Source organism: Azospirillum sp. A26, from assembly GCF_042604635.1.
GTDB lineage: Bacteria > Pseudomonadota > Alphaproteobacteria > Azospirillales > Azospirillaceae > Azospirillum > Azospirillum palustre.
The window spans coordinates 422,356-444,557 of the sequence record NZ_CP170473.1; the positions used below are offsets into that span (position 1 = coordinate 422,356).

Here is a 22,202-nt window from a genome sequence, read left to right on the forward strand (position 1 = left end):
GGGCCATCCGGCATGCTAGTCTGGCCGCCATGACCGCCCCCCTGTCGCAGCCCTTCTCCATCCCCGGCATCCCGTCCGATGCCGACGCCGAGAGCGCCTGGATCGACGTGATCCGGAAGATGGACGAGACCTACGCCAATCTGGTGACGCAACAGGTGGAGCTGGAGCGCAAGAACGCGGAGTTGGAGGAGGCGCAGACCTTCATCGCCAGCGTTCTCGGCTCGATGACCGATGTCCTGATCGCCTGCGACCGCGATGGCCGGATCGAGCAGACCAACCCGGCGGCCGAACGGGCGCTCGGTTGCGCCGGGCGCGATTTGACGGGGCGGCCGTTGCGCGATTTCCTCGACCCGGCTTTCCATCCCGCCTTCGCCCGGCTGTGCAGTGCCGCCCTCCAGCGCGAGGAGGTCAGCGATGTAGAGTTGTCGCTGCGTGGCCCCACCGGCCCCTTCCCGGTCGCGGTCAACAGCACGGTGCGCTACGACCAGCGCGGCCATGCCATCGGGATGGTTCTGGTCGGTCGGCCCATCGGGGAATTGCGCCGCGCCTACCGCGACCTTGCCGCCGCCCATGAAGGGCTGAAGCAGACCCAGCAGCAGCTCGTCCATTCGGAAAAGATGGCCTCGCTCGGCCGGCTGGTGGCAGGGGTGGCGCATGAGCTGAACAACCCAATCTCCTTCGTCTACGGCAACGCCCATGCCATGCGGCGCTATGTCGACCGGATGACCGCCTATCTCGACCGCGTGCATGACGGCGCTGCGGCGGCAGAACTGGCGGGTTTGCGCAAGGACCTGCGCATCGACCGCGCCCGTGCCGACGCCGCGGCGACGCTGGACGGCATGCTGGAGGGGACGGAGCGGGTGCGCGACATCGTGGCGGAGCTTCGCCGCTTCTCGTCGGAACAGAAACACGCCTCGGAACGCTTTGATCTGACGGGACTTTTGCGCTCCGCGGTCACCTGGGTCGCCAAGGCGCAGATGCCCGACCTGACCGTCGTCTTCGACCTGCCCGACACGTTGGACATCGCCGGCCATCCCGGCCATCTGCATCAGGTCGCGATGAATCTGGTCCAGAACGCCATCGACGCCATGGCCGGTGCTGCGGTCAAGCGGCTGGAGCTGCATGGGCGGGAAGAGGCTGGGACGGTCATCGTCACCATCCGCGACACCGGCCACGGCATTCCCGAGGCGATCCTGGCCCGCATCTTCGATCCCTTCTTCACCACCAAGCCCGTCGGCAAGGGTACCGGTCTCGGCCTGTCGATCAGCTACCAGCTGGTGCACGATCATGGCGGCGCGCTGTCCGCCGCCAATCATCCGGACGGCGGGGCGCAGTTCACCCTGACCCTGCCGGCCGCCGGTCAGCGCGAGGGAGCCGGACGATGAGAGAACGCCCGCTGTCGGTGCTATGGCTCCAATCGGGCGGCTGCGGCGGCTGCACCATGTCGCTGCTCTGCGCCGAATCCCCGGATTTGCTGATGCTGCTGGAGACCGCCGGCATCCGCCTGCTCTGGCACCCCAGCCTGTCGGAAGAGACTGGGGCAGAGGCGGTCGAGCTGTTCGAACGCATCCTGTCGGGAGCGGAGCCGCTGGATGTGCTGTGCGTCGAGGGATCGCTGTTGCGCGGACCGAACGGCAGCGGGCGCTTCCATGTTCTGGCCGGGACCGGCCGGCCGACCATCGATTGGGCGCGCGATCTGGCGGCGGTCGCCGGCACCGTGGTCGCCGTCGGCACCTGCGCGGCCTTCGGCGGCATCACAGCGGGCGGCGAGAACATCGCCGATGCCTGCGGCCTTCAGTATGAGGGCACGCAGCGCGGCGGCGCCTTGGGTGCGGAATTCCACGCACATGGCGGCCTGCCGGTGGTCAATGTCGCGGGGTGCCCGACCCATCCGAACTGGGTGACCGAAACGCTGATGCTGCTGGCCGAAAACGCGCTCGCCGCCTCCGACCTCGACCTTTACCAGCGCCCGCGCTTCTATGCCGACCATTTGGTCCACCATGGCTGTCCGCGCAACGAGTATTACGAATACAAGGCCAGTGCGGAGAAGCCATCCGATCTCGGCTGCCTGATGGAGCATATGGGCTGCCTCGGCACCCAGGCGCATGCCGACTGCAACACCCGCCTGTGGAATGGCGAAGGCTCCTGCACCCGTGGCGGCTATGCCTGCATCAACTGCACGGCACCGGGATTCGAGGAGCCCGGACATCCGTTCCAGCAGACGCCGAAATTCGCCGGCATCCCCATTGGCCTGCCCACCGACATGCCGAAGGCGTGGTTCGTCGCGCTGGCCTCCCTCGCCAAGGCGGCGACGCCGGAACGGGTGCGCCGCAACGCCGCCGCCGACCGCATCGTCGTCGCCCCTACCGTCCGACCCATCCGGAAAGGCTGATCCGGTGAGCGAAGCCCCAAACCGCCGCCTGATCGTCGGCCCGTTCAACCGCGTGGAAGGCGATCTTGAAGTCCGGCTTGAGATAACCGGTACAAGTGTTTCTGCCGCCTACGTAAATTCGCCACTCTTCCGCGGCTTCGAGCGCATTCTGGAGGGACGCGACCCGATGGATGCGCTGGTGGTGGCCCCGCGGATCTGCGGCATCTGCTCCGTCTCGCAGAGCCATGCGGCGGCGCTGGCGCTTGCCGGCGTCATGGGGCTGGAGGTGCCACGCAACGGGCTTCTGGCGACCAACCTGATGACGGCGACCGAGAATGTCGCCGACCATCTGACCCATTTCCACCTGTTCTTCATGCCCGACTTCGCCCGCCCCGCCTACCGGGGCCGACCGTGGTTCGAGAGGGCGGAGGCGCGGTTCAAGGCCGCCGAGGGCATTGCGGTGCGCAGTGCCACTGCGGCACGGGCGGAGCTGTTCCATGTGCTGGGCATTCTGGGCGGCAAGTGGCCGCATACCCTGACGCTTCAGCCCGGCGGCGTCACCCGTGCGGTCGATGCGCGCGACCGGGTGCGGCTGCTCGCCACCGTCCGCAGCTTCCGCCGCTTCCTGGAGGACAGCCTGTTCGGTGCACCGCTCGACCGGGTGCTGGCCCTCGCGGGAACGGAGGATCTGGAGCGCTGGCGCATCTCCGGTCCGGCCGGAGATTTCCGCCTGTTCCTGAAGATCGCCGACGATCTGGAGCTTGCCGGCCTCGGCCGCTCCTATGGCCGGTTCTTCAGCCACGGCGCCTATGCCAACCCGGAGGGCGGACATCTCTACCGCCGCGGCACCTTTGCCGATGGGCAGGACGGCCCCTTCGATCCGGATCGGGTGGCGGAGCATCACCGGTTCAGCCGCATGGCCGGACAGGACCGCCCGCATCCACCCTTCTCCGGTTCGACCGTTCCGGATGGCATGGACGAGACCGGTTACAGCTGGTGCAAGGCGCCGCGTCTGGATGGCCTGCCCTATGAGACCGGTGCCATTGCCCGGCAACTGGTGGACGGCCATCCGCTGATCCGGGCGCTGGCGGCACAGGATGGCGGTTCGGTGCGCAGCCGCGTGATCGCCCGTTTGCTTGAACTGGCCCGCACAACCGACGCGATGGAAGGCTGGCTGCGTGCCATCGATCCGTCCGCCCCATGGTGCGCGGCTTCGGAAATGCCGGACAGCGCGCAGGCGGTTGGGCTGACGGAGGCCGCGCGCGGAGCATTGGGGCATTGGCTGCGGGTTGAACGCGGAAAGATCGCCGGTTACCAGATCATCGCTCCGACAACTTGGAACTTTTCACCGCGCGACTTGGACGGAGTGCCCGGCCCCTTAGAACAGGCCCTTGTCGGAGCGCCAGTAATGGAAGAAGAGCGCACACCGATTTCTGTACAACACATCGTAAGATCTTTCGATCCCTGCATGGTTTGTACTGTACATTGATTATTTTCATAAATTGAATATCAGAGATTTTTAGAAATCAACGTTGTTGATTTATTTACGAAATGATGAAGGCCGCGTAAGACATTACACTGACAAACATCAACAGAGAGACCATCGGGGCCATTTTCAATCTCCATCGGACTGGGTGGTTCATTCCTTTCCAAAGGATCTACGCCTCGTCCGCATCGGAATAAATGGCCCGTTCCCGGATTCACCGTTCGGAGTTTTCGAACAATGGATGGCGCTTGCCGCCGCCCTGTTGACGGCGGCCGACGCTCGGTTGTCCGTTGCGCTTCCCGTTCGCCGAAGCCCGCGAAATCATGAAAAAGAAAGAATCCTGCGCTCCAAAGTCGGCGTCCCCGGAGGATACAGGTTTTCACCTATGCCGACCGCCTCAGATTTTTAGAGAATTTCTTTCAACATATGTTGGAATGCTAAATCAGATGACGGATAAAACTGACTTCGATCAGAAATAAAACCGCCTCTATACGTTATCGTTATTGTAAATCCATAATACTGAAGAGTTGTATTTAAAAATTAGCATCGATCAAAGGCCCCGTTCCCGTGTTTTGAAAAAAGGGGATGCTGCCATGACTGACCAGACATTCGCCGATCCGGCCTCATCGGTTGAAAAGGCACCCGCTATCCCGGAACAGACGAAGGCGCGCCTGCGGCACATTCTGGCTGGAGGGCCGCGTCACTCGGCCGGTGCGATTCAACTGATCGGACTGGGCACCCTGCGCGACCGGTTGGGCAAACGCTGGGACATCGTCAAGGAGCGCATCTACGAGCAGACCGAACGGCTGTTCGACAGGCATCTGCCTCCCTCCGATGTCTGGCTGCGGGCCGACGACGCGAATTATCTGGTGGTTTTCGCGACGCTCGACCGGCAGGCCGCCGAACTGATCTGCGGCAGGATCGTGTCGGAATTGCATCGGATGATGCTGGGAAACAGCGACACGAGCCAGATAACCGTGCGCAGCATCGTGACCGAACTCGACGGCAACATCGCCGTCGAAGCGATGCAGCTCGATCAGTTGATTGCGAGGGCCGCCCAGCAGGGCGCCGCTTCTTTGCAAAGCGATGCGGCCGATGCCGGCGATGCCCAGACGGGTCGGGCGGCCGATGCGCACGGGGGCGGCAGTTTCCACCCGACCATCTGTTATCGCCCGGTATTCGATACATCCCACAAGGTGCTGTCCACCTATGTGTGCCACGCCGATGAGGAAACGAAACGTATCCTGAATGCCCTGTCGACCGATGATGCGCAAAGCGAGGATTACAGATTCAGAATCGATATGGAACTCCTGAGCCAGTCGATAGAAATCTATGAGGAGCTGTACAAAAACAGCTTCCGCTATATCCAAAATCTTACGGTGAGCTTATCGACCCTCTCGATTGGCCGGCATCGGCGGGAATACCTCGCTCGCTGCCATTCGATCCCGTCGTATCTCATACCCTTCATCGTGTTCGTCATAGAGGGGGTTCCCACCGGCGTCCCCTACAGCCGAATCTCCGAAATCACGACGACCCTGAAACCATACTCGCGCGCCGTCCTTGTCCTGCTCGACGACGGAGCGCCAAATCTCGCGGCCTTCGCCCAGGCGGGCGTCCGCGGCATGGGGATAACGGTTCAGGCCGGCGAACCGGATGCACGGGCAACCAATCGCCTCCATAGCTTTGGAACCCATGTGCGGCGCCATGGCATGATCTTCTTCGTCGATGGCATCAGGTCGGCAGCCATGCTGCGCATCGCCGAGAACGCCGGGGCGTCCTATGTGGCGGGACCGCTGATCGGCCGGGACACCGACGTGCCCGGGCATATGAAACGCATGACCGAACGGGAACTGATCCAGAAATCCGCCAAAACCACCCGTCACCGCTGACCGGCAAGCTTCCAGCCATACTGGCAAGTTGGTTGCCAGTTTCCACGCATGCTGTAATGTTGATGTCCACAATCGCTGCTATATCGAGCGATGGTCGTCGAAATATGCAATCCAATCAATGGTCTGACCAAACCGGCGTTCCTGGCATGGAACTTGTACGAACGATGGTTCGGCGGCAGGACGCCGCATCATTGGACGGATGCCGGGGCGCAAATGAAGTTGGCTGGAAACGAGGGCGGTCGCGGAACGGTGCGAATCCTGGTGCTGGGCATCGGCAACATCCTGTGGGCCGACGAGGGATTCGGTGTCCGCACGGTGGAGCGTCTGGCTGCCGATTGGCGCTTCCCCGACACCGTCACCGTGATGGATGGCGGCACCCAGGGGCTGTATCTGCTGCCGCATCTGGAATGCGCGGACGCGCTGATCGTGGTCGACGCCATCGACTATGGGCTGCCGCCCGGCACCAGCCGCGTCTTCCATGGCGATGACGTGCCCACGTTCCTTGGCGCCAAGAAGATGAGCCTGCATCAGACCGGCTTTCAGGAGGTGCTGGCGAGCGCCATGCTGCTGGGCCGCTGCCCGCAAAATCTGATCCTGGTCGGCGTTCAGCCGGAATGCCTGGAGGATTACGGCGGCGGCCTGACCGACACCATCGCCGCCCAGGTCGCCCCGACCATCGAGATCATCCTCACGCTTCTGCGCGATGAGTTCGGCGTGGAGGGCACGCGCCGCAATGCCGCCGCCGACCTCGCCGCCCCGGCCATCGCCCGCGATGCCTATGAAGGCGGACGCCCAAGTGCCGATGAGGCCTGCCGCGTCGGCGATCCCCGCATCCTGGCGGCGCTGTCCGCCGGCCAAGCCTGAGCCGGGAGCGCCCGGAGCATGTGCATCGGCATTCCCCTGCGCCTGACCGACGTCGACGGCGTGGTCGGCCGGGTCGAGGATGGGTCGGCCGTCGACCTGTCGCTGGTTCCGGAGGCCGCCGCCGGCGACTGGGTGCTCGGCTTCCTCGGTGCAGCGCGCCGTATGCTGGAGCCGGACGAAGCCGCCCAGATCCTCGATGCGCTGGCGGCGATGGCCGCGGCACTGGATGGGGAAACTCTCGACGGCGCCTTCGCCGACCTGACCGGCCGCGAGCCGACCCTTCCCCCCCACCTGGAGGCGGCCCGCGCGGCCGGCCTGACGGAGGCCTGACGCCATGACCGACCTCGCCCCCCCTCCCGCCAAGCCGCGCCTGCCCTTGCCGCCGCTGGTCGATCTGCTGACCGATGTGCACGGTTATCTGCGGCTCGACCATGCCGACGACCGGCCGTGGCTGGACGATCCGAAGAAAAGCTGGGTGGTCTTCCTGCCCGGCCACGGCAAGGGCAATGCGGAGACCGCCGACGTGGCCGTCATCCTGCCAGAACTGGTCCGCGCGCTGCGCCCACGCCTGTCTCCGGCCGTGGCGGGCGAGGCGGCGGAGCGCGCGATCCTGGCCCTGGCCGGTATGATGAGCCTGCCGTCGCTGGTCTTCCTGCGCGGCGACCGGCTGCTGGGCAGCATCCCGCGCGTGCGTGACTGGGACGATTATCTACAACGGATCGGCGAGATCCTGGAAGGCTCTTTGGAAGGCGGTGCGGCATGAGTTCCCTGTTCGGCATGACCCATCCGCCGGTCGGCTTCGGCCCCGGCAGCCAGCCCGACGCCAGCGAGGAAGGGCTGGAATATCTGCCGATGCCGTCCGGCATGCGCGTCTATGAACCGCATCTGCCGGAGGTCGCCGATCCCGCCTGCGCGGCGGCGGCCCGCGAGGTGCTCGTCCGCATCCATAGGGCGCTTGCCAACTGGTCGCCCGGCGAGGAAAACCGCATTCCGGTCGACGAACTCGACGCTCCTGTCCTGGCCCTGGTCGACGAGGCGCTGGGCGAGGGGGAGGTCGCGGTCAAGGTGGAGCGGGCCGGCGACCGGCTGGAGATTCAGGAGGCGTCGCTGGCCGGCGTTTGGCGCGTCCGTGGATTCGGCGATGGGCCGACGCGCGAAAGCCTGCTGGTCGGCAGCTTCCCAAGGGTGGCGCTGAACCGCGCCTTCACTACCACCGCCCCGGCTGCAACGGGTCCGGCACCCGCCGGCCTGATGAACGGCCAGCCGATCCTGACCGAACTGCTGGACCGCAGCGCCGCTTGGCGCCGCGGCGACGGCCCTCATGCAGTGAATTTCAGCCTACTGCCTCACACGTCGGAGGATCTGGCCTTCGTCGAACAGCGTCTGGGCGTCGGGGCCACCACCATCCTGTCGCGCGGGTACGGCAATTGCCGCGTCACCGCCACGGCGACGCCGAATGTCTGGTGGGTGCGCTATTACAATTCGGTCGACACGCTGATCCTCGATACGGTGGAGATCGTCGACGTGCCGGCGGTGGTCTGCGCCGCGGTGGAGGACATCGCCGACAGCGCCGAACGGCTGGCCGAGATCCTCGATGCGCTGGCAACCGACCTGGAGCGGGTGCGATGAGCGCCGCCGCTTCCCGCTTCGAGGGCTCCTATCTCGGCGACGCCAGCCGCATCGGCGCGGCGACGCGGATGGAATGCAAGATCTGCTGGCATGTCTATGACCCGGCGGAGGGCTGCGAACAGTGGCAGGTGCCGCCCGGCACAGCCTTCGCCGCCCTGCCCGACCATTGGCGCTGCCCGGTCTGCGACGGCGCCCGCGACCAGTTCATGGCGCTCGACGGCGAGCCGGCGGCCACGGAAACCGCCGCCTTGCAGGCCGCCGTTGCGCCGGTGACCGGTCCGGCCCTGCCAACCGAGGCCATCGCGCGGCTGGAGGCGGCCTTCCGCGAAATCCACACCGCACAGATGCGCGGCATGCCCATCGTCAACGACGCGCTTGCGGTGAAGGCCGTAGGGTTCCGCCGCCATGACGAGCGTTGGTTGGGCGCCCTGGTGACCCCCTGGTTCCTCAACCTCGTCCTGTTGCCGGGCGAGGGCGACGACTGGTCGGGTCTGGTGCCGGGGGCGAAGGAACTGATCGAGTTTCCGTCCGGCTGGTATGAGTTCGTCCATGCCAACCGCAAGGGCGTCGGCGCCTACAAGGCCTGTTCGCTCTTTTCGCCGATGTTCGAGTTCGCCTCGATGCTCCAGGCGACGGAAACGGCCTCGGCGGCTCTGGTCTCCCTCTTCGATCCCTCCATCCGCGAAGACGGTGCCCAGACCGCCGAGATCCGCCGCCGGCGCGAGGAGGACCTTGCGCCCCCGCCCGAATCCGCTCCGGTCCAGGCCGAGCCGGTGCGCCCGTCGCGCCGAGCGCTGCTGGGGATGGGGACCGGAGACGCTCCGGATGCATGAAATGGCGCTCTGCGAAAGCCTGCTCCAGGCGATGGAGGAGGCCGGGCGGACGAATGGATTCCGCCGCGTGACCAAGGTCCGTCTGGAGATCGGCCGCTTCGCCGGGGTGGAGGTGGAGGCGCTGCGCTTCGGCTTCGACGTGGTGACGCGGGGATCGCTGGCCGACGGGGCGGAGCTGGTGGTGCTGGAGGTGCCGGGCCGCGGCTGGTGTTTCGACTGCAACGACACGGTGGATCTGGACGACCGGCTGTCGTCCTGCCCACACTGCGGCGGCAGCCGGCTGCATCCCAACGGCGGCACCGAAATGACGATCAAGGATCTTGAGGTTGAGTGAGGCGAGGTCGAAAGAGGCAGGCCCGATGACAAAGGACAGCGCGCGATGACCGATCCCGCCCGCCCCGGCATCCTGGTTGTGGATGACGAGCCGCGCTCCGTCGAGGTCATCGCCCGCCTGCTGGACGAGGAGTTCGAGGTCTTCACCGCCCTGTCGGCGGCGGAGGGCCTGCGCCTGCTGGAAACCGAATGGATCCAGGTCGTCTTCTCGGACCAGCGGATGCCGGAGGTCAGCGGCGTGGACTTCCTGACCCAGGTCCGCGCGCGCTGGCCCGACGTGGTGCGCATCGTCATCACAGGCTACATCGACCCCGAGGACATCATCGGCGCCATCAACACCGCCGGCATCCATCAATTCATCACCAAGCCCTGGCATCCCGACCATCTGCTGCTGACCGCCCGCAACGCCGCGAGGCTCTACCAGCTTCAGCGCGAGCATGACCGTCTGACCAGCGAGCTGAAGCTGCTGCCGCCGCTGGCCGAGACGCGGGTGGCGACCAGACGCGAGCGGGTCCGGCAGTCCTACCGCTTCGACGGGCTGATCCGTGCAGAGGGTAGCCCGGTCGACGAGGTCTGCCGGCAGGCCGAACGGGTTTCGGGCTTCAACGTCCCGGTTCTGGTGCTGGGGGAGACGGGCACCGGCAAGGAACTGCTGGCCCGCGCCATCCATTACGGCAGCCCGCGCTCCGACCAGCCATTTTACTGCGAAAATTGCGGCGCCATCCCGGACGAGCTGCTGGAAAGCGAACTGTTCGGTCACAAGAAGGGTGCCTTCACCGGCGCCCACAGCAACCGCGTCGGCCTGCTGGAGCAGGCCGACGGCGGCACCATCTTCCTGGACGAAATCGGCGACATCAGCCCGGCCTTCCAAGTCCGACTGCTGCGCTTCCTGCAGGAGGGCGAGATCCGGCCGGTCGGATCCAACGAGACGCGGCGGGTCGATGTCCGCGTCGTCGCCGCCACCCACCGCGACCTGACCGCCGAGGTGAAGGCCGGCCGCTTCCGCGAGGATCTCTATTACCGGCTCAGCACCATGACGCTGACCATGCCGCCCCTGCGCGACCGGCCGGACGACATTCCGGTCCTGGCCCGCCACATCCTGGAGAGGCTATCGACTGCCCACGGCAAGCCGGTGGCCGGCTTCGCCCCTGACACGCTGGCCTGCCTGGAATCCTACGGCTGGCCCGGCAACGTGCGCGAGTTGCAGAACGAGATCATGCGCATGCTGGTGCTGTGCGAAGGCGACGCGCTGGGCGCCGATCTGCTGTCCGATCCTGTGCTGCGCGGTGCGGCGTTGAACGCCCACCCGGCCTCGCCGGAGGACGGACCGCTGCCGCCGCTCGACCTGATCGGCCAGGGCGGACCGCTGAAGTCGCGGATCGAGCGGGTGGAGGCCGGCATCCTGATGGAAACGCTGGTCCGCTGCCGCTGGAACAAGAGCAAGGCCGCCGACGAGCTGGGTCTGTCGCGCATGGGCCTGCGTGCCAAGCTGGAACGCTACGGCATCGAGCGCGGGCCGGCGCAGCGGCACTGAGCCATTCAATTGCCCTCTCCCGGGACGGGAAAGGGCACATTCCCCCATCACTCAAAACCACAAGAACCCCGAGGAGCCGTTCGATATGTCGAATTTCACCCGCCTCGCCGCCGTCTCCGCGGCCATAGCGCTTGCCGCCACCCCGGCGCTGGCCCATCCCGGCCATCTCACCGGGGCCGGCTTCCTCGACGGTGCCGCGCATCCGCTGGGCGGGCTCGACCATCTGATCGCGATAGTCACGGTCGGCGTCTACGGCGCCACCATCGGCGGCCGTGCCGTTCTGGCGTTGCCGGGGGCCTTCCTGGCCGCCATGCTGGCCGGCGGGCTGTTCGCGCTGGCGGGCGGCGCGCTGCCGCTGGTCGAACCGGCCATCTATGCCTCCACCGTCGTGCTTGCGCTGCTGTGCGTCATGCCGATGTCACGCAACAGCCTGATCGGCGTGGTCTTCGCGGCCGGCTTCGGCCTGTTCCACGGCTTCGCCCATGGGGCGGAGATGCCGGCCGACGCCGCGGCGCTCGGCTATGCCGCCGGCTTCCTCGCCAGCACCGCCGGGCTGCATGCGGCCGGCGTGGCTATCGGCTGGGCGCTCCACCGCCTGATCGGCCGGCCGGAAGAGGATGGCCGGACGGCCTGACCGCCACCGGCAACCGACTTTCCACCCCGGCCGTCGTTTCGGCCGGGGAGTTGCCAGCGGCAACAGCCCTTACAGCCTTGTGACCGTTGGTTTGCCAAATGTTCGTACCACGGCACGATTGTTGCCTATGCCCGCGGGAGAAGCGCACCGGACCCTCGCACGCCGGTGCTGCCCGACGGGAGAAAACAAACCGATGGCAACGCTGGAAACCTTCTACGAGGTGATGCGGCGGCAGGGGATCACACGCCGTTCGTTCCTGAAATACTGCTCGCTGACCGCCGCGGCCCTGGGGCTGGGGCCGGAACTGGTGCCGCAGATCGTCCACGCCATGGAAACCAAGCCGCGCACGCCGGTGCTCTGGCTGCACGGGCTGGAATGCACCTGCTGCTCCGAATCCTTCATCCGCTCGGCGCACCCGCTGGTGAAGGACGTGGTGCTGTCGATGATCTCGCTGGACTATGACGACACGCTGATGGCGGCGGCCGGCCACCATGCCGAGGCGATCCTCGACGAGGTGATGGAGAAGTACAAGGGCAACTACATCCTGGCGGTGGAGGGCAACCCGCCGCTGAACCAGGACGGCATGTCCTGCATCATCGGCGGCAAGCCATTCACCGACCAGCTTCGCAAGGTCGCCAAGGACGCCAAGGCGATCATCTCCTGGGGTTCCTGCGCCTCCTTCGGCTGCGTCCAGGCGGCGCGCCCGAACCCGACCCGCGCCACCCCGGTGCATGAGGTCATCACCGACAAGCCGATCATCAAGGTTCCCGGCTGCCCGCCGATTGCCGAGGTGATGACCGGCGTCATCACCTACATGCTGACCTTCGACCGCATCCCGGAACTGGACCGCCAGGGCCGGCCGAAGATGTTCTACAGCCAGCGCATCCACGACAAATGCTACCGCCGGCCGCATTTCGACGCCGGCCAGTTCGTCGAATCCTTCGACGACGAGGGCGCGCGCAAGGGCTACTGCCTCTACAAGGTCGGCTGCAAGGGCCCGACCACCTACAACGCCTGTTCCACCGTGCGCTGGAACGAGGGCACCAGCTTCCCCATCCAGTCCGGCCACGGCTGCATCGGCTGCTCGGAGGACGGCTTCTGGGATAAGGGGTCCTGGTACGCCCGCCAGTCCGACATCCTCCAATTCGGGATCGAGGCCAACGCCGACCAGATCGGCACCACCGCCGCCATCGGCGTCGGCAGCATCATCGCCGCCCACGCGGCGGTCAGCGCCCTGAAGCGCGCACAGCACAAGGGAGACGTCTGACCATGGGCATCGTCCAGACCCCGAACGGGTTCTCGCTCGACACCGGCGGCAAGCGCATCGTCGTCGATCCGGTCACCCGCATCGAAGGGCACATGCGCTGCGAGGTGAATGTCGACAGCGACAACATCATCCGCAACGCCGTCTCCACGGGCACCATGTGGCGCGGGCTCGAAGTGATCCTGAAGGGCCGCGACCCGCGCGACGCCTGGGCCTTCGTCGAGCGCATCTGCGGCGTCTGCACCGGCTGCCACGCGCTGACCTCGGTCCGCGCGGTGGAGGATGCGCTCCAGATCCGCATCCCGAAGAACGCCCACCTGATCCGCGAGATCATGGCGAAGACGCTGCAGGTCCATGACCACATCGTCCATTTCTATCACCTGCACGCGCTGGACTGGGTCAACCCGGTCAACGCGCTGAAGGCCGATCCGCAGGCGACCTCGGCCTTGCAGCAGGCAGTGTCGCCACGCCATGCCAAATCCAGCCCCGGCTATTTCCGCGACGTCCAGACCCGCCTGAAGAAGTTCGTGGAGAGCGGACAGCTCGGCATCTTCAAGAACGGCTACTGGGACAACCCGGCCTACAAGCTGTCGCCGGAAGCCGACCTGATGGCGGTGACCCATTATCTGGAGGCGCTCGACCTCCAGAAGGACATCGTCAAGATCCACACCATCCTGGGCGGCAAGAACCCGCACCCGAACTACATGGTCGGCGGCGTTCCCTGCGCCATCAACATGGACGGCACCGGGTCGTCGGGCGCGCCGCTGAACATGGAGCGGCTGAATTTCATCCGCGCCCGCATCCAGGAAGCCACCGCCTTCGTCGAGAACGTCTATCTGCCGGACGTGCTGGCCATCGCCAGCTTCTACAAGGACTGGCTCTACGGCGGCGGCCTGTCGGCCACCAACGTCATGGACTATGGCGATTACGAGAAGGTGCCGTACGACCATTCGACCTGCCAGTTGCCGGGCGGCGTCATCCTGAACGGCAACTGGAACGAGGTCCATCCCATCGACCCGCGCGACCCGGCGCAGGTGCAGGAATTTGTCGCCCACAGCTGGTACCATTACGAGGACGAGAGCAAGGGCTTGCACCCGTGGGACGGCGTGACCGAGGCCAAGTTCGAGCTGGGCGCCAACACCAAAGGCACCCGCACCGACATCAAGGAGCTTGACGAGGCCGCCAAATATTCCTGGATCAAGGCCCCGCGCTGGCGCGGCCATGCGGTGGAGGTCGGCCCCCTGCCCCGCTACATCCTGGCCTATGCCCAGGGCGTCGGTTACGTGAAGGACCAGATCACCGAATCGCTGGGCGCCTTCAACACGCTGGCCGGCACGAACTTCACGCCGCAGCAGGCGTTGCCGACCACCATCGGCCGCACGCTGGCCCGCGCGCTGGAATGCCAGTACTGCTGCACCATGATGATGGACGACTGGAACGCCCTGATCGCCAACATCAAGGCCGGCGACACCGCGACTGCCAATGTCGAGAAGTGGGATCCGAAGACCTGGCCGAAGGAGGCCAAGGGCGTCGGCACCGTCGCGGCGCCGCGCGGCGGTCTCGGCCACTGGATCAAGATCAAGGACGGCAAGATCGACAATTACCAGTGCGTCGTGCCGACGACCTGGAACGGCAGCCCGCGCGATCCCAAGGGCAACATCGGCGCCTTCGAGGCTTCGCTGCTGAACACCCCGATGGCCCGCCCGGACGAGCCGGTGGAGATCCTGCGCACCCTGCACAGCTTCGACCCGTGCCTTGCCTGCTCCACCCACGTCATGGCGCCCGACGGCGCCGAACTGGCCCGCGTCACCGTGCGCTGACCGGCAACCGAGGAGGATTTAAGTCATGGCTCCTCTCGACGATGCGAAGCCGGTCGCGACACCGGAGGAGGAAGGGACGGCCGCTCCGGCGGCCGGCCGCTTCCTGAAGGCGATCTATGTGTACGAGGTGCCGGTGCGGATCTGGCACTGGGTCAACGCGCTGGCGATCGTGGTTCTGTCGGTCACCGGCTACCTGATCGCCAACCCGCTGCCGACCATGCCGGGCGAGGCCAGCGCCAATTTCCTGATGGGCTACATCCGCTTCGTCCATTTCGCGGCGGCCTACATCTTCGCCATCGGCTTCATCGGCCGGCTCTATTGGGCCTTGGTCGGCAACCATCATGCCAAGCAGCTGTTCCGCTTTCCCTTCTGGGACCGCCACTGGTGGGGTGAGCTGTTCCTGGAGGCCCGCTGGTATCTGTTCCTGGAGCGCAAGCCGAAGCTGTATGTCGGCCACAACCCGCTGGCGCAATTCTCGATGTTCTGGGCCATTGCGGTGGGCAGCGTCTTCATGATCGTCACCGGCTTCGCGCTCTACAGCGAAGGGGCGGGCCAGGGCAGCTGGCAGGACATACTGTTCGGCTGGGTCATCCCTCTGTTCGGCCAGAGCATGGACGTCCACACCTGGCACCATCTGGGCATGTGGGCGATCCTGCTGTTCGTGATCGTCCACGTCTATGCCGCGGTGCGTGAGGACATCATGTCCCGCCAGTCGATCATCTCCACCATGATCAGCGGCGTGCGCACCTTCAAGGATGCCGAAGCCCCGGCGGACGAGGAGCATGAGCGTCCGGCGAAGAAGGCGGTGCGCGTGGGCTGAGCCTGTCCCCGTCGGCACGCCGCACCCGTTGGAAACCTTGAATTGTTCCGTATGCGTTCCCATATCTGGGAGGTTCCGAAACCACGGAGTCTCCCAGAGCGACGCCACCCCATGCGGGTGCGTCAGGAGGACGTCATGCCCTATTTTCCGACCATCGACCTGACCCCGCAAGTGAAGATGCTGCTGGCGCGCGGGGCGCTGACGCTGAACCCCGGCCAATGGGTGCGGGGCGAGAAGGGACGCGGCCGGTTCCTGCGCACCGACCCGCGCACCGGCACCGCCCATGTCAGCTGGCTGCGGCCGGGCGACGACTGGGAAACCGCATCGCAACGGTTCCACCGCGCTTGCCGCAAAGGCTATATCGGCAAGTATCGCGGCCTGTACGAGTTCGACAAGGCCAACCGCACCATCGAAGTGCCGCTCCTGCGCAGGAAGGTCCGGGCACCGGTCCAGATGCCGCTGTTCAACTACAGGGCGAAGGATGCCGCCCATGCCTGACCGAGGCTGAGCCCGCCGTCGTTGGCCGGGGCCAGCCTCGGCAGCAGCGCCTCCACCCCGGCGCAACGGAAGCCAGCCACCAGTTCCTCCGCCAGCACCGCATTCATCAGGCAGCCGCCGGACAGCACCACTCGGCCCAGGCCATGGGCACGCAGCACCGGCAGCGTCCAGTCTACCAGCGCCGCCGCCAGCGTGCCGTGGAACAGTTCCGCCCCCTCCACCGCATCGGCGACGGTCGGCAGCCGCTCCAACAGGGGGGTGAGGTCCAGTTCGCTCCCGTCGATCCGCCACGCGCCCTCGGCAACGCGGGTCTGGCGCACGAGGGATTCCAGCGCCATCGGCGCCTCTCCCTCGAACCCGGCCACCGCGCGGACGCCCAGCAGGCCACAGGCGGCGTCGAACCAGCGCCCGCAGGAGCTGGTGAGCGGCGCATTGATGCCGCGCTCGATCATCCGCCGGACACCCTCGGCCGGTCCGTGCGCGGCGAAGCGGGAGGCGATCTCATCGGCACGTCCCATCCGGGCCAGGGCCGCAGCGGCCATGCGCCAGGGCTGTCGGGCCGCCACGTCGCCGCCGGGCTGGGCGAGCGGCGCAAGGCTGCCGAGACGCTCGGACCGCAGCCCATCGACCAGCAGCATCTCGCCGCCCCAGGACCCGCCATCCTCCCCCAGGCCGAAGCCGTCCAGCGCCAGCCCGATTGCCGGCCCCTCGACCCGGTGTTCGGCCATCACGGCGGCGACATGGGCGTGGTGATGCTGGACCGCCACCGTCGGCAGGCCGCTCATTTCGGCAAAGCGGGTGGAGTGGAAATCGGGGTGCTTGTCATGGGCGACCGCAACCGGCTCGACCCCCAGGATGTGCAGCAGATGGGCGACGGTCTCCTCCAGAAAGCCCAGCGTCTCGGCGTTGTCGAGATCGCCGATATGCTGGGACAGGAAAGCCACGTCGCCGCGGGTGACGCAGACCGTCGTTTTCAGATGGCCGCCCACCGCCAGGACCGGCGGCACCGGATGGGCCAGCCGGATCGGCTCCGGCACATGGCCGCGGCCACGGCGCAGGAAGGCGGGAGCGCCGGCCAGCCTGCGCACGACGCTGTCGTCGGCACGGATGACGATGTCGCGGTCATGGTCGACGATCAGGTCGGCGATGCCGGCCAGCCTCTCCCGCGCCTCCGCGTTGCCGATGGCCAGCGGTTCACCGCCGGGATTGGCGGAGGTCATCACCAGCGTCAGATCCTGCGGCACCTCCAGCCAGCCGGTGCCGTCCGGCCGCCCGGCCGCCTCGTGGAACAGCAGGTAATGCAGCGGGGTATAGGGCAGCATGACGCCCAGCCAGGCCAGACCGGGAGCGATCTCGGGTGCCAGTTCGGGCGCATCGTCCCGCCGCCGCAGCAGGACGATGGGGCGCGCCACCCCCTCCAGCAACGCCCGCTCCCCGGCATCCATCCGGACATGCCGGGTGGCGGATTCGGTGTTGGCGACCATCAGGGCAAAAGGCTTGCCGTTGCGCTGCTTGACCCGCCGCAACCGCTCCACCGCATCGGCCCGCGTGGCGTCACAGGCGAGGTGGAAGCCGCCCAACCCCTTGATGGCAACGATCCTGCCGGCGCGGAGTGCGGCGACGATGTCTTCCGGCGGATGCGACAGGCGGGGCCCGCAGGCAGGACAGGCCGTCGGCTGGGCGTGAAAGCGGCGGTTCGCCGGGTCCTCGTACTCGGCCAGACAATCCGGGCAGAGCGGAAAGCCGGCCATCGCCGTCTGCGGCCGGTCATAGGGGAGTTGCCGCGTGATGGTGTAGCGCGGGCCGCAATGGGTGCAGTTCAGGAAGGCATAGCGATGGCGGCGGTCGGCCGGGTCGAACAGTTCGGCCAGACATGCCGGGCAAACTGTCGCGTCAGGTCCGATGCCGGTCGCGACGGCGCCTGCGGACAGGCTGTGGCGGATTGCGAAGGAGACCTCGCCGGATACAGGCGGAACAGCGTCGCACTCGACAGCATCGATGCGGGCCAGCGGCGGCGCCTCCACCGACAGGGCCGCCCGGAACGCGGCGACGCCGCTGCCCTGCGCCTCGATCAGCACGCCCTGCGGGTCGTTCAACACCCAGCCGGTCAGGCCGAAACGCCCGGCGAGCGCATGGATATGCGGGCGGAACCCCACCCCCTGCACCCGCCCGCGCACACGGATCCTCAACCGTTCGTCTTCGTGTGACATGAGAGCCTGTCGAATGATCGTCGGCCGCGCCGACCCAAGCATCCTAACCATCTCCCCAAAAGGAAGAAGGGATTTCGCAACCATCCGGCACGGCGCCGGTTGACAGGGGGACATGCGGAACCGGAACGGAGATGCCGCCATGAGCGCAAGCAAGCACGAGAAGACCGACAAGCCGACCGATGCCGACCTGAAGAACAACCCGCAAATCGGCGGGTCGAAGGGCGCCCGTGCCGCCGGCATGACGCCGGACGACCTGGATCTGGCCCAGGGAGAGAGCACCTTCGAGGGCGACGTGGAAAACCAGACCAACGACAAGGGCGGGGTCGACAAGCCCTTCCGCGACGGCCCGCCGCTGCGGCCCCGTCAGGCCTGACGGTCAAGATCATCGGACGATGAGGGCGGCGTTCCAATGGGGCGCCGCCTTTTTCGTATCCGTGCCGGACAGCCATGCGAGGCGCTGCACGGCATGGGGTTGCCAAGCCCTGCGACATTCTGTTACGCCTGCGTCCATGCTGCATCGCGTCACGCCGCCCTGACGGCCTGCCCCACGCATTGACCTGAAGCCCGACCGCCCGATCAACCGGACGGCCGCCGCTTCGCAGCGACCCCAATTTCCGACTTTCATTCCCGATCATCGTCGACGGCGGCCCCCCGCCCGGCCTTTGCCGGTGCGCCCTGCCGCCGTCCCGCCTTGAGCTTGCGAGACCCATGACCATCGATTTGCAACGGCTCCGCCAGGAGTGGTTCGGCAACACGCGCGGCGATCTGCTATCCGGGCTTGTCGTCGCCCTCGCCCTGATTCCGGAAGCCATCGCCTTTTCCATCATCGCCGGGGTCGATCCGAAGATCGGCCTCTACGCCTCCTTCGCCATCGCCATGACAATCGCCATCGTCGGCGGCCGGCCCGGCATGATCTCCGCTGCTACGGCCGCAACCGCCGTGCTGATGGTCACGCTGGTCAAGGAGCACGGCCTGCAATATCTGCTGGCCGCCACCGTGCTGGCCGGACTGCTGCAGGTTGGCGCCGGCTTCCTGCGGCTGGGGGCACTGATGCGCTTCGTGTCGAAATCGGTGATGACCGGCTTCGTCAACGCGCTCGCCATCCTGATCTTCCTGGCCCAGTTGCCGGAACTGGTGGGGGTGCCGGCCGTCACCTATGCGCTGGTCGCCGCCGGGCTGGCGATCATCTATCTGCTGCCGCGGCTGACCAGGGCGGTGCCGTCGGCGCTGGTCAGCATCCTGGTGTTGACCGCAGTCACCATCGGCTTCGGGATCGACGTCCGCACGGTCGGCGACATGGGGGAACTGCCCAGTACCCTGCCCGTCTTCCTGCTTCCCGACATTCCGCTGACCCTGGAGACGCTGCGGATCATCCTGCCCTATTCCGCCGGCATCGCCGTGGTCGGGCTTCTGGAATCGCTGATGACCGCGGCCATCGTCGACGACATGACCGAGACCGGCAGCGACAAGAACCGCGAATGCATCGGCCAGGGCATCGCCAACATGGTGTCCGGCTTCATCGGCGGCATGGCCGGCTGCGCGATGATCGGGCAATCGGTGATCAACGTGAAATCGGGCGGGCGGGGTCGACTGTCGACCTTCTGCGCCGGCCTGTTCCTGCTGTTCCTGATCGTCGTGCTTGGCGACTGGGTGAAGCGCATTCCGATGGCAGCACTGGTGGCAGTGATGATCATGGTGTCGGTCGGCACCTTCAGCTGGCAATCCCTGAAAAGCCTGGTGACGCATCCGCGCAGTTCCAGCGCCGTGATGCTGGCGACGGTCGCCGGCGTGGTCTTCACCCACAACCTCGCCATCGGGGTGCTGATCGGCGTTCTGCTGTCCGGCATTTTCTTCGCCGGCAAGGTCGCCCGGATGGTCCGCGTCACCTCCACCCTGTCGGAGGATGGCCGCACCCGCACCTATCGGGTCGAGGGACAGCTTTTCTTCGCCTCCGCCGACGATTTTTCCGCGGCCTTCGATGTGCGGGAGGCTCTGGACATGGCGGTGATCGATGTTTCCGGTGCCCATATCTGGGACATCTCCAGCGTCGCGGCTCTCGACGGCGTCGTGCTGAAGTTCCGCCGCGCCGGGACCGAGGTGCGGCTTGCCGGCCTGAACGCGGCCAGCGAAACCATCGTCGACCGGCTGGCGACCCATGACAAGCCGGGAGCCGGGGATCGCGCTCCGGCGCACTGATCGACGCCGCCCCTCGAAAGGCTAGCGCCTTTTGCGGGAGCAGACGGGGCGCAACGGCGGGACCAGCTTCTTGTTGGCTGAAGGGCCTGGGCGGACGATGCTGGATTGCGCATCGACCGGAAGCGCATCCCGCGCCCGACCGACGGCAGCATGCAGGAGGCAGGATGTCACCCGATCCGCAGCTGTTGGCGGTCGCCACCGCGTTGCCGCCCCACCGCTTCGAACAGAACGAGACTCTGGCTGTCGCGCGGACGGTGTTCGCCCACCGGCTGCGCGACTTCGACCGGTTGGCCCCCGTCTTCGCCAACACCGGCATCCGCACCCGCCACGCCGCCTGCCCGCTGTCCTGGTATCTTGAGCCCCATGGCTGGGCCGAACGTGCCGCTGTCTTCGAGCGGGTGGCGCTGGCGTTGCTGGAAGAGACGGCCGGCAAGGCGCTGAGCGCGGCGGGGCTGCGCCCCTGCGATGTCGATGCCATCGTCTGCGCCACCACCACCGGCATCGCAACGCCGAGCCTGGAGGCGCTGCTGCTCGACCGCATGGGATTCCGGCCCGACACCTTGCGGCTGCCGGTGTTCGGACTGGGCTGCGCCGGCGGGGCGCTGGGGCTGGCACGGGCGGGCATGATGGCACGGGCGATGCCCGGCCGTACCGTGCTGTTCCTGGTGGTCGAGCTGTGCACCCTGTCCCACCGGCCGGAAGAGGCGTCCGCCACCAATGTGGTGGCGAGCGCGCTGTTCGCCGACGGTGCCGCCGCCGCCCTGTTGCGGAGCCCCGTAACAGGCGACGACACATCAGGACCGCGCCTCGTCGACAGTGCCGAGCACACTTGGCCCGGCACCCGGCGGATCATGGGGTGGCGGATCGAGGACGAGGGCTTCGGTGTCGTCTTCAGCCAGGACATTCCCCGCCTGATCCGCGAACGGCTGGCACCGGTGATGGACGGCTTCTTGACCGGACGCGGCATGACCCGTACCGATCTGGGCGGCGTGATCTGCCACCCCGGAGGCGCCAAGGTGCTGCACGCATTGACCGAGGTGCTGGCACCAGCCACCGCCGGCATGGACGAGTCCTGGGCGGTGCTGGGCGACTGCGGCAACATGTCGGCGGCCAGCGTGATGTTCGTGCTGGAACGGCGGCTGCGGAGCGGAGCCACCGGACCGCATCTGATGCTGGCGCTCGGCCCCGGCTTCACCGCCGGCCTCACCCTGCTGGACCTCTGAGGATTGAAAGAGTGACGATCGACGCATTCGGCTGGCCGCAGATCATCCTGGCCGCGGTCGCGGCGCAGCGTCTGCTGGAACTGGCGGTCGCCCGCCACAACACCGCCCGCCTGCTGGCCGACGGTGCGCGGGAGGCCGGGGCCGGGCATTACCCGCTGTTCGTCGCACTGCATGCCGGGTGGTTGCTGGCCTTGTTTCTGGCCGTCCCGGCCGACGCGCCGGTCAATGGCTGGCTGCTTGCGCTGTTCGGGCTGCTCCAGGCCGGGCGGGTTTGGGTGATCGCCACGCTCGGCCGCTTCTGGACGACGCGGATCATCACGCTGGACAGCGCGCCTCTGGTCCGCCGCGGCCCCTTCCGCTGGGTCCGGCATCCCAACTACCTTGTGGTCGCCGGGGAGCTCGCGGTGCTGCCGCTGGTCTTCGGCGAGCTGTGGATCGCGGTCGCGGCAAGCCTGCTGAACATTCCACTGACCGTCCATCGCATCCGGGTGGAAGAACGGGCCCTGAAAGGACGCGACGGAACCGCAAGCGATGCCGGGGGTTGGACAGGATGGAGCAGCCGGCGCACCCCGCCGGCGGCCTGACGCCCAGATTCCCG

Annotated in this window: 21 protein-coding genes; 20 read left to right on the forward strand and 1 reads right to left on the reverse strand. The window is 66.9% G+C overall.

Translation table 11 applies throughout. The features are described from left to right. Positions 1-29: 29 nt before the first annotated feature. From ABNQ39_RS16440 to ABNQ39_RS16515, 16 genes are all read left to right on the forward strand, one after another. Positions 30-1,385: a sensor histidine kinase gene (locus tag ABNQ39_RS16440; protein ID WP_376961726.1), complete on the forward strand. Its 1,356-nt coding sequence runs from the start codon at positions 30-32 to the stop codon at positions 1,383-1,385. Continuing rightward, positions 1,382-2,392 (forward strand): HupU protein, encoded by a 1,011-nt coding sequence (locus ABNQ39_RS16445; protein WP_376961728.1) that lies wholly within the window; start codon positions 1,382-1,384, stop codon positions 2,390-2,392. The genes ABNQ39_RS16440 and ABNQ39_RS16445 overlap by 4 nt, the downstream gene beginning before the upstream one ends. A 4-nt stretch (positions 2,393-2,396) precedes the next feature. Then, a complete protein-coding gene (locus ABNQ39_RS16450) occupies positions 2,397-3,860 on the forward strand; it encodes a nickel-dependent hydrogenase large subunit (protein WP_376961730.1) in 1,464 nt (487 codons plus the stop codon). 590 nt (positions 3,861-4,450) lie between these two features. After that, positions 4,451-5,746: a hypothetical protein gene (locus tag ABNQ39_RS16455; protein WP_376961732.1), complete on the forward strand. Its 1,296-nt coding sequence runs from the start codon at positions 4,451-4,453 to the stop codon at positions 5,744-5,746. Positions 5,747-5,959: 213 nt separating this feature from the next. Continuing rightward, positions 5,960-6,610, forward strand: coding sequence for a HyaD/HybD family hydrogenase maturation endopeptidase (locus ABNQ39_RS16460; RefSeq protein WP_376961734.1), 651 nt, complete (start codon positions 5,960-5,962; stop codon positions 6,608-6,610). A gap of 18 nt (positions 6,611-6,628) precedes the next feature. After that, positions 6,629-6,940 carry a HypC/HybG/HupF family hydrogenase formation chaperone gene (locus ABNQ39_RS16465; protein WP_376961736.1) on the forward strand — a complete coding sequence of 104 codons (312 nt, stop codon included), beginning with the start codon at positions 6,629-6,631 and terminating at the stop codon, positions 6,938-6,940. Between the two features lie 4 nt (positions 6,941-6,944). Next, entirely contained in the window at positions 6,945-7,373 is a 429-nt protein-coding gene (locus ABNQ39_RS16470) for a hydrogenase (RefSeq protein WP_376961738.1), read from the forward strand. Then, complete coding sequence (locus ABNQ39_RS16475) at positions 7,370-8,239, forward strand: hydrogenase expression/formation protein (RefSeq protein ID WP_376961740.1); 870 nt, start codon at positions 7,370-7,372, stop codon at positions 8,237-8,239. Before ABNQ39_RS16470 ends, ABNQ39_RS16475 begins: the two co-directional genes overlap by 4 nt. Next, complete coding sequence (gene hybE, locus ABNQ39_RS16480; protein ID WP_376961742.1) at positions 8,236-9,072, forward strand: [NiFe]-hydrogenase assembly chaperone HybE; 837 nt, start codon at positions 8,236-8,238, stop codon at positions 9,070-9,072. Before ABNQ39_RS16475 ends, hybE begins: the two co-directional genes overlap by 4 nt. 1 nt (position 9,073) lies before the next feature. Next, a complete protein-coding gene (gene hypA / locus ABNQ39_RS16485) occupies positions 9,074-9,406 on the forward strand; it encodes a hydrogenase maturation nickel metallochaperone HypA (RefSeq protein WP_376961744.1) in 333 nt (110 codons plus the stop codon). Between the two features lie 45 nt (positions 9,407-9,451). Beyond that, the gene (locus tag ABNQ39_RS16490) at positions 9,452-10,939 is read left to right on the forward strand and encodes a sigma-54-dependent transcriptional regulator (protein WP_376961746.1); all 1,488 of its coding nucleotides are present in this window, start codon (positions 9,452-9,454) and stop codon (positions 10,937-10,939) included. An 85-nt stretch (positions 10,940-11,024) separates the two neighbouring features. Further along, positions 11,025-11,573, forward strand: coding sequence for a HupE/UreJ family protein (locus tag ABNQ39_RS16495; RefSeq protein ID WP_376961748.1), 549 nt, complete (start codon positions 11,025-11,027; stop codon positions 11,571-11,573). Between the two features lie 193 nt (positions 11,574-11,766). Beyond that, entirely contained in the window at positions 11,767-12,840 is a 1,074-nt protein-coding gene (locus ABNQ39_RS16500) for a hydrogenase small subunit (RefSeq protein WP_376961750.1), read from the forward strand. A 2-nt stretch (positions 12,841-12,842) separates the two neighbouring features. After that, positions 12,843-14,657 (forward strand): nickel-dependent hydrogenase large subunit, encoded by a 1,815-nt coding sequence (locus ABNQ39_RS16505; RefSeq protein ID WP_376961752.1) that lies wholly within the window; start codon positions 12,843-12,845, stop codon positions 14,655-14,657. 25 nt (positions 14,658-14,682) lie between these two features. Then, the gene (cybH, locus tag ABNQ39_RS16510) at positions 14,683-15,477 is read left to right on the forward strand and encodes a Ni/Fe-hydrogenase, b-type cytochrome subunit (protein WP_376961754.1); all 795 of its coding nucleotides are present in this window, start codon (positions 14,683-14,685) and stop codon (positions 15,475-15,477) included. A 135-nt stretch (positions 15,478-15,612) separates the two neighbouring features. Next, positions 15,613-15,975: a hypothetical protein gene (locus ABNQ39_RS16515; RefSeq protein ID WP_376961756.1), complete on the forward strand. Its 363-nt coding sequence runs from the start codon at positions 15,613-15,615 to the stop codon at positions 15,973-15,975. Here the strand turns inward: ABNQ39_RS16515 and hypF are convergent. Next, positions 15,945-18,185, reverse strand: coding sequence for a carbamoyltransferase HypF (hypF, locus tag ABNQ39_RS16520; RefSeq protein ID WP_376961758.1), 2,241 nt, complete (start codon positions 18,183-18,185; stop codon positions 15,945-15,947). The genes ABNQ39_RS16515 and hypF overlap by 31 nt on opposite strands. 139 nt (positions 18,186-18,324) lie before the next feature. Here hypF and ABNQ39_RS16525 point away from each other — a divergent pair, with 139 nt between their 5' ends. From ABNQ39_RS16525 to ABNQ39_RS16540, 4 genes are all read left to right on the forward strand, one after another. After that, the gene (locus tag ABNQ39_RS16525; protein WP_098738662.1) at positions 18,325-18,558 is read left to right on the forward strand and encodes a hypothetical protein; all 234 of its coding nucleotides are present in this window, start codon (positions 18,325-18,327) and stop codon (positions 18,556-18,558) included. A gap of 335 nt (positions 18,559-18,893) precedes the next feature. Further along, entirely contained in the window at positions 18,894-20,381 is a 1,488-nt protein-coding gene (locus ABNQ39_RS16530; protein WP_376961760.1) for a SulP family inorganic anion transporter, read from the forward strand. Positions 20,382-20,545: 164 nt separating this feature from the next. Further along, the gene (locus ABNQ39_RS16535; RefSeq protein ID WP_376961762.1) at positions 20,546-21,604 is read left to right on the forward strand and encodes a type III polyketide synthase; all 1,059 of its coding nucleotides are present in this window, start codon (positions 20,546-20,548) and stop codon (positions 21,602-21,604) included. A gap of 11 nt (positions 21,605-21,615) precedes the next feature. Continuing rightward, a complete protein-coding gene (locus ABNQ39_RS16540; protein WP_376961764.1) occupies positions 21,616-22,188 on the forward strand; it encodes an isoprenylcysteine carboxyl methyltransferase family protein in 573 nt (190 codons plus the stop codon). Positions 22,189-22,202 lie beyond the last annotated feature (14 nt).

What these genes read in the sequence shown, in the direction of transcription:
- ABNQ39_RS16440 (WP_376961726.1), top strand. Translation starts at nt 30, where the DNA reads ATGACCGCCCCCCTGTCGCAGCCCTTCTCCATCCCCGGCATCCCGTCC.
- ABNQ39_RS16445 (WP_376961728.1), top strand. Translation starts at nt 1,382, where the DNA reads ATGAGAGAACGCCCGCTGTCGGTGCTATGGCTCCAATCGGGCGGCTGC.
- ABNQ39_RS16455 (WP_376961732.1), top strand. Translation starts at nt 4,451, where the DNA reads ATGACTGACCAGACATTCGCCGATCCGGCCTCATCGGTTGAAAAGGCA.
- ABNQ39_RS16460 (WP_376961734.1), top strand. Translation starts at nt 5,960, where the DNA reads ATGAAGTTGGCTGGAAACGAGGGCGGTCGCGGAACGGTGCGAATCCTG.
- ABNQ39_RS16465 (WP_376961736.1), top strand. Translation starts at nt 6,629, where the DNA reads ATGTGCATCGGCATTCCCCTGCGCCTGACCGACGTCGACGGCGTGGTC.
- ABNQ39_RS16470 (WP_376961738.1), top strand. Translation starts at nt 6,945, where the DNA reads ATGACCGACCTCGCCCCCCCTCCCGCCAAGCCGCGCCTGCCCTTGCCG.
- ABNQ39_RS16475 (WP_376961740.1), top strand. Translation starts at nt 7,370, where the DNA reads ATGAGTTCCCTGTTCGGCATGACCCATCCGCCGGTCGGCTTCGGCCCC.
- hybE (WP_376961742.1), top strand. Translation starts at nt 8,236, where the DNA reads ATGAGCGCCGCCGCTTCCCGCTTCGAGGGCTCCTATCTCGGCGACGCC.
- hypA (WP_376961744.1), top strand. Translation starts at nt 9,074, where the DNA reads ATGGCGCTCTGCGAAAGCCTGCTCCAGGCGATGGAGGAGGCCGGGCGG.
- ABNQ39_RS16490 (WP_376961746.1), top strand. Translation starts at nt 9,452, where the DNA reads ATGACCGATCCCGCCCGCCCCGGCATCCTGGTTGTGGATGACGAGCCG.
- ABNQ39_RS16495 (WP_376961748.1), top strand. Translation starts at nt 11,025, where the DNA reads ATGTCGAATTTCACCCGCCTCGCCGCCGTCTCCGCGGCCATAGCGCTT.
- ABNQ39_RS16500 (WP_376961750.1), top strand. Translation starts at nt 11,767, where the DNA reads ATGGCAACGCTGGAAACCTTCTACGAGGTGATGCGGCGGCAGGGGATC.
- ABNQ39_RS16505 (WP_376961752.1), top strand. Translation starts at nt 12,843, where the DNA reads ATGGGCATCGTCCAGACCCCGAACGGGTTCTCGCTCGACACCGGCGGC.
- cybH (WP_376961754.1), top strand. Translation starts at nt 14,683, where the DNA reads ATGGCTCCTCTCGACGATGCGAAGCCGGTCGCGACACCGGAGGAGGAA.
- ABNQ39_RS16515 (WP_376961756.1), top strand. Translation starts at nt 15,613, where the DNA reads ATGCCCTATTTTCCGACCATCGACCTGACCCCGCAAGTGAAGATGCTG.
- hypF (WP_376961758.1), bottom strand. Translation starts at nt 18,185, where the DNA reads ATGTCACACGAAGACGAACGGTTGAGGATCCGTGTGCGCGGGCGGGTG.
- ABNQ39_RS16525 (WP_098738662.1), top strand. Translation starts at nt 18,325, where the DNA reads ATGAGCGCAAGCAAGCACGAGAAGACCGACAAGCCGACCGATGCCGAC.
- ABNQ39_RS16530 (WP_376961760.1), top strand. Translation starts at nt 18,894, where the DNA reads ATGACCATCGATTTGCAACGGCTCCGCCAGGAGTGGTTCGGCAACACG.
- ABNQ39_RS16535 (WP_376961762.1), top strand. Translation starts at nt 20,546, where the DNA reads ATGTCACCCGATCCGCAGCTGTTGGCGGTCGCCACCGCGTTGCCGCCC.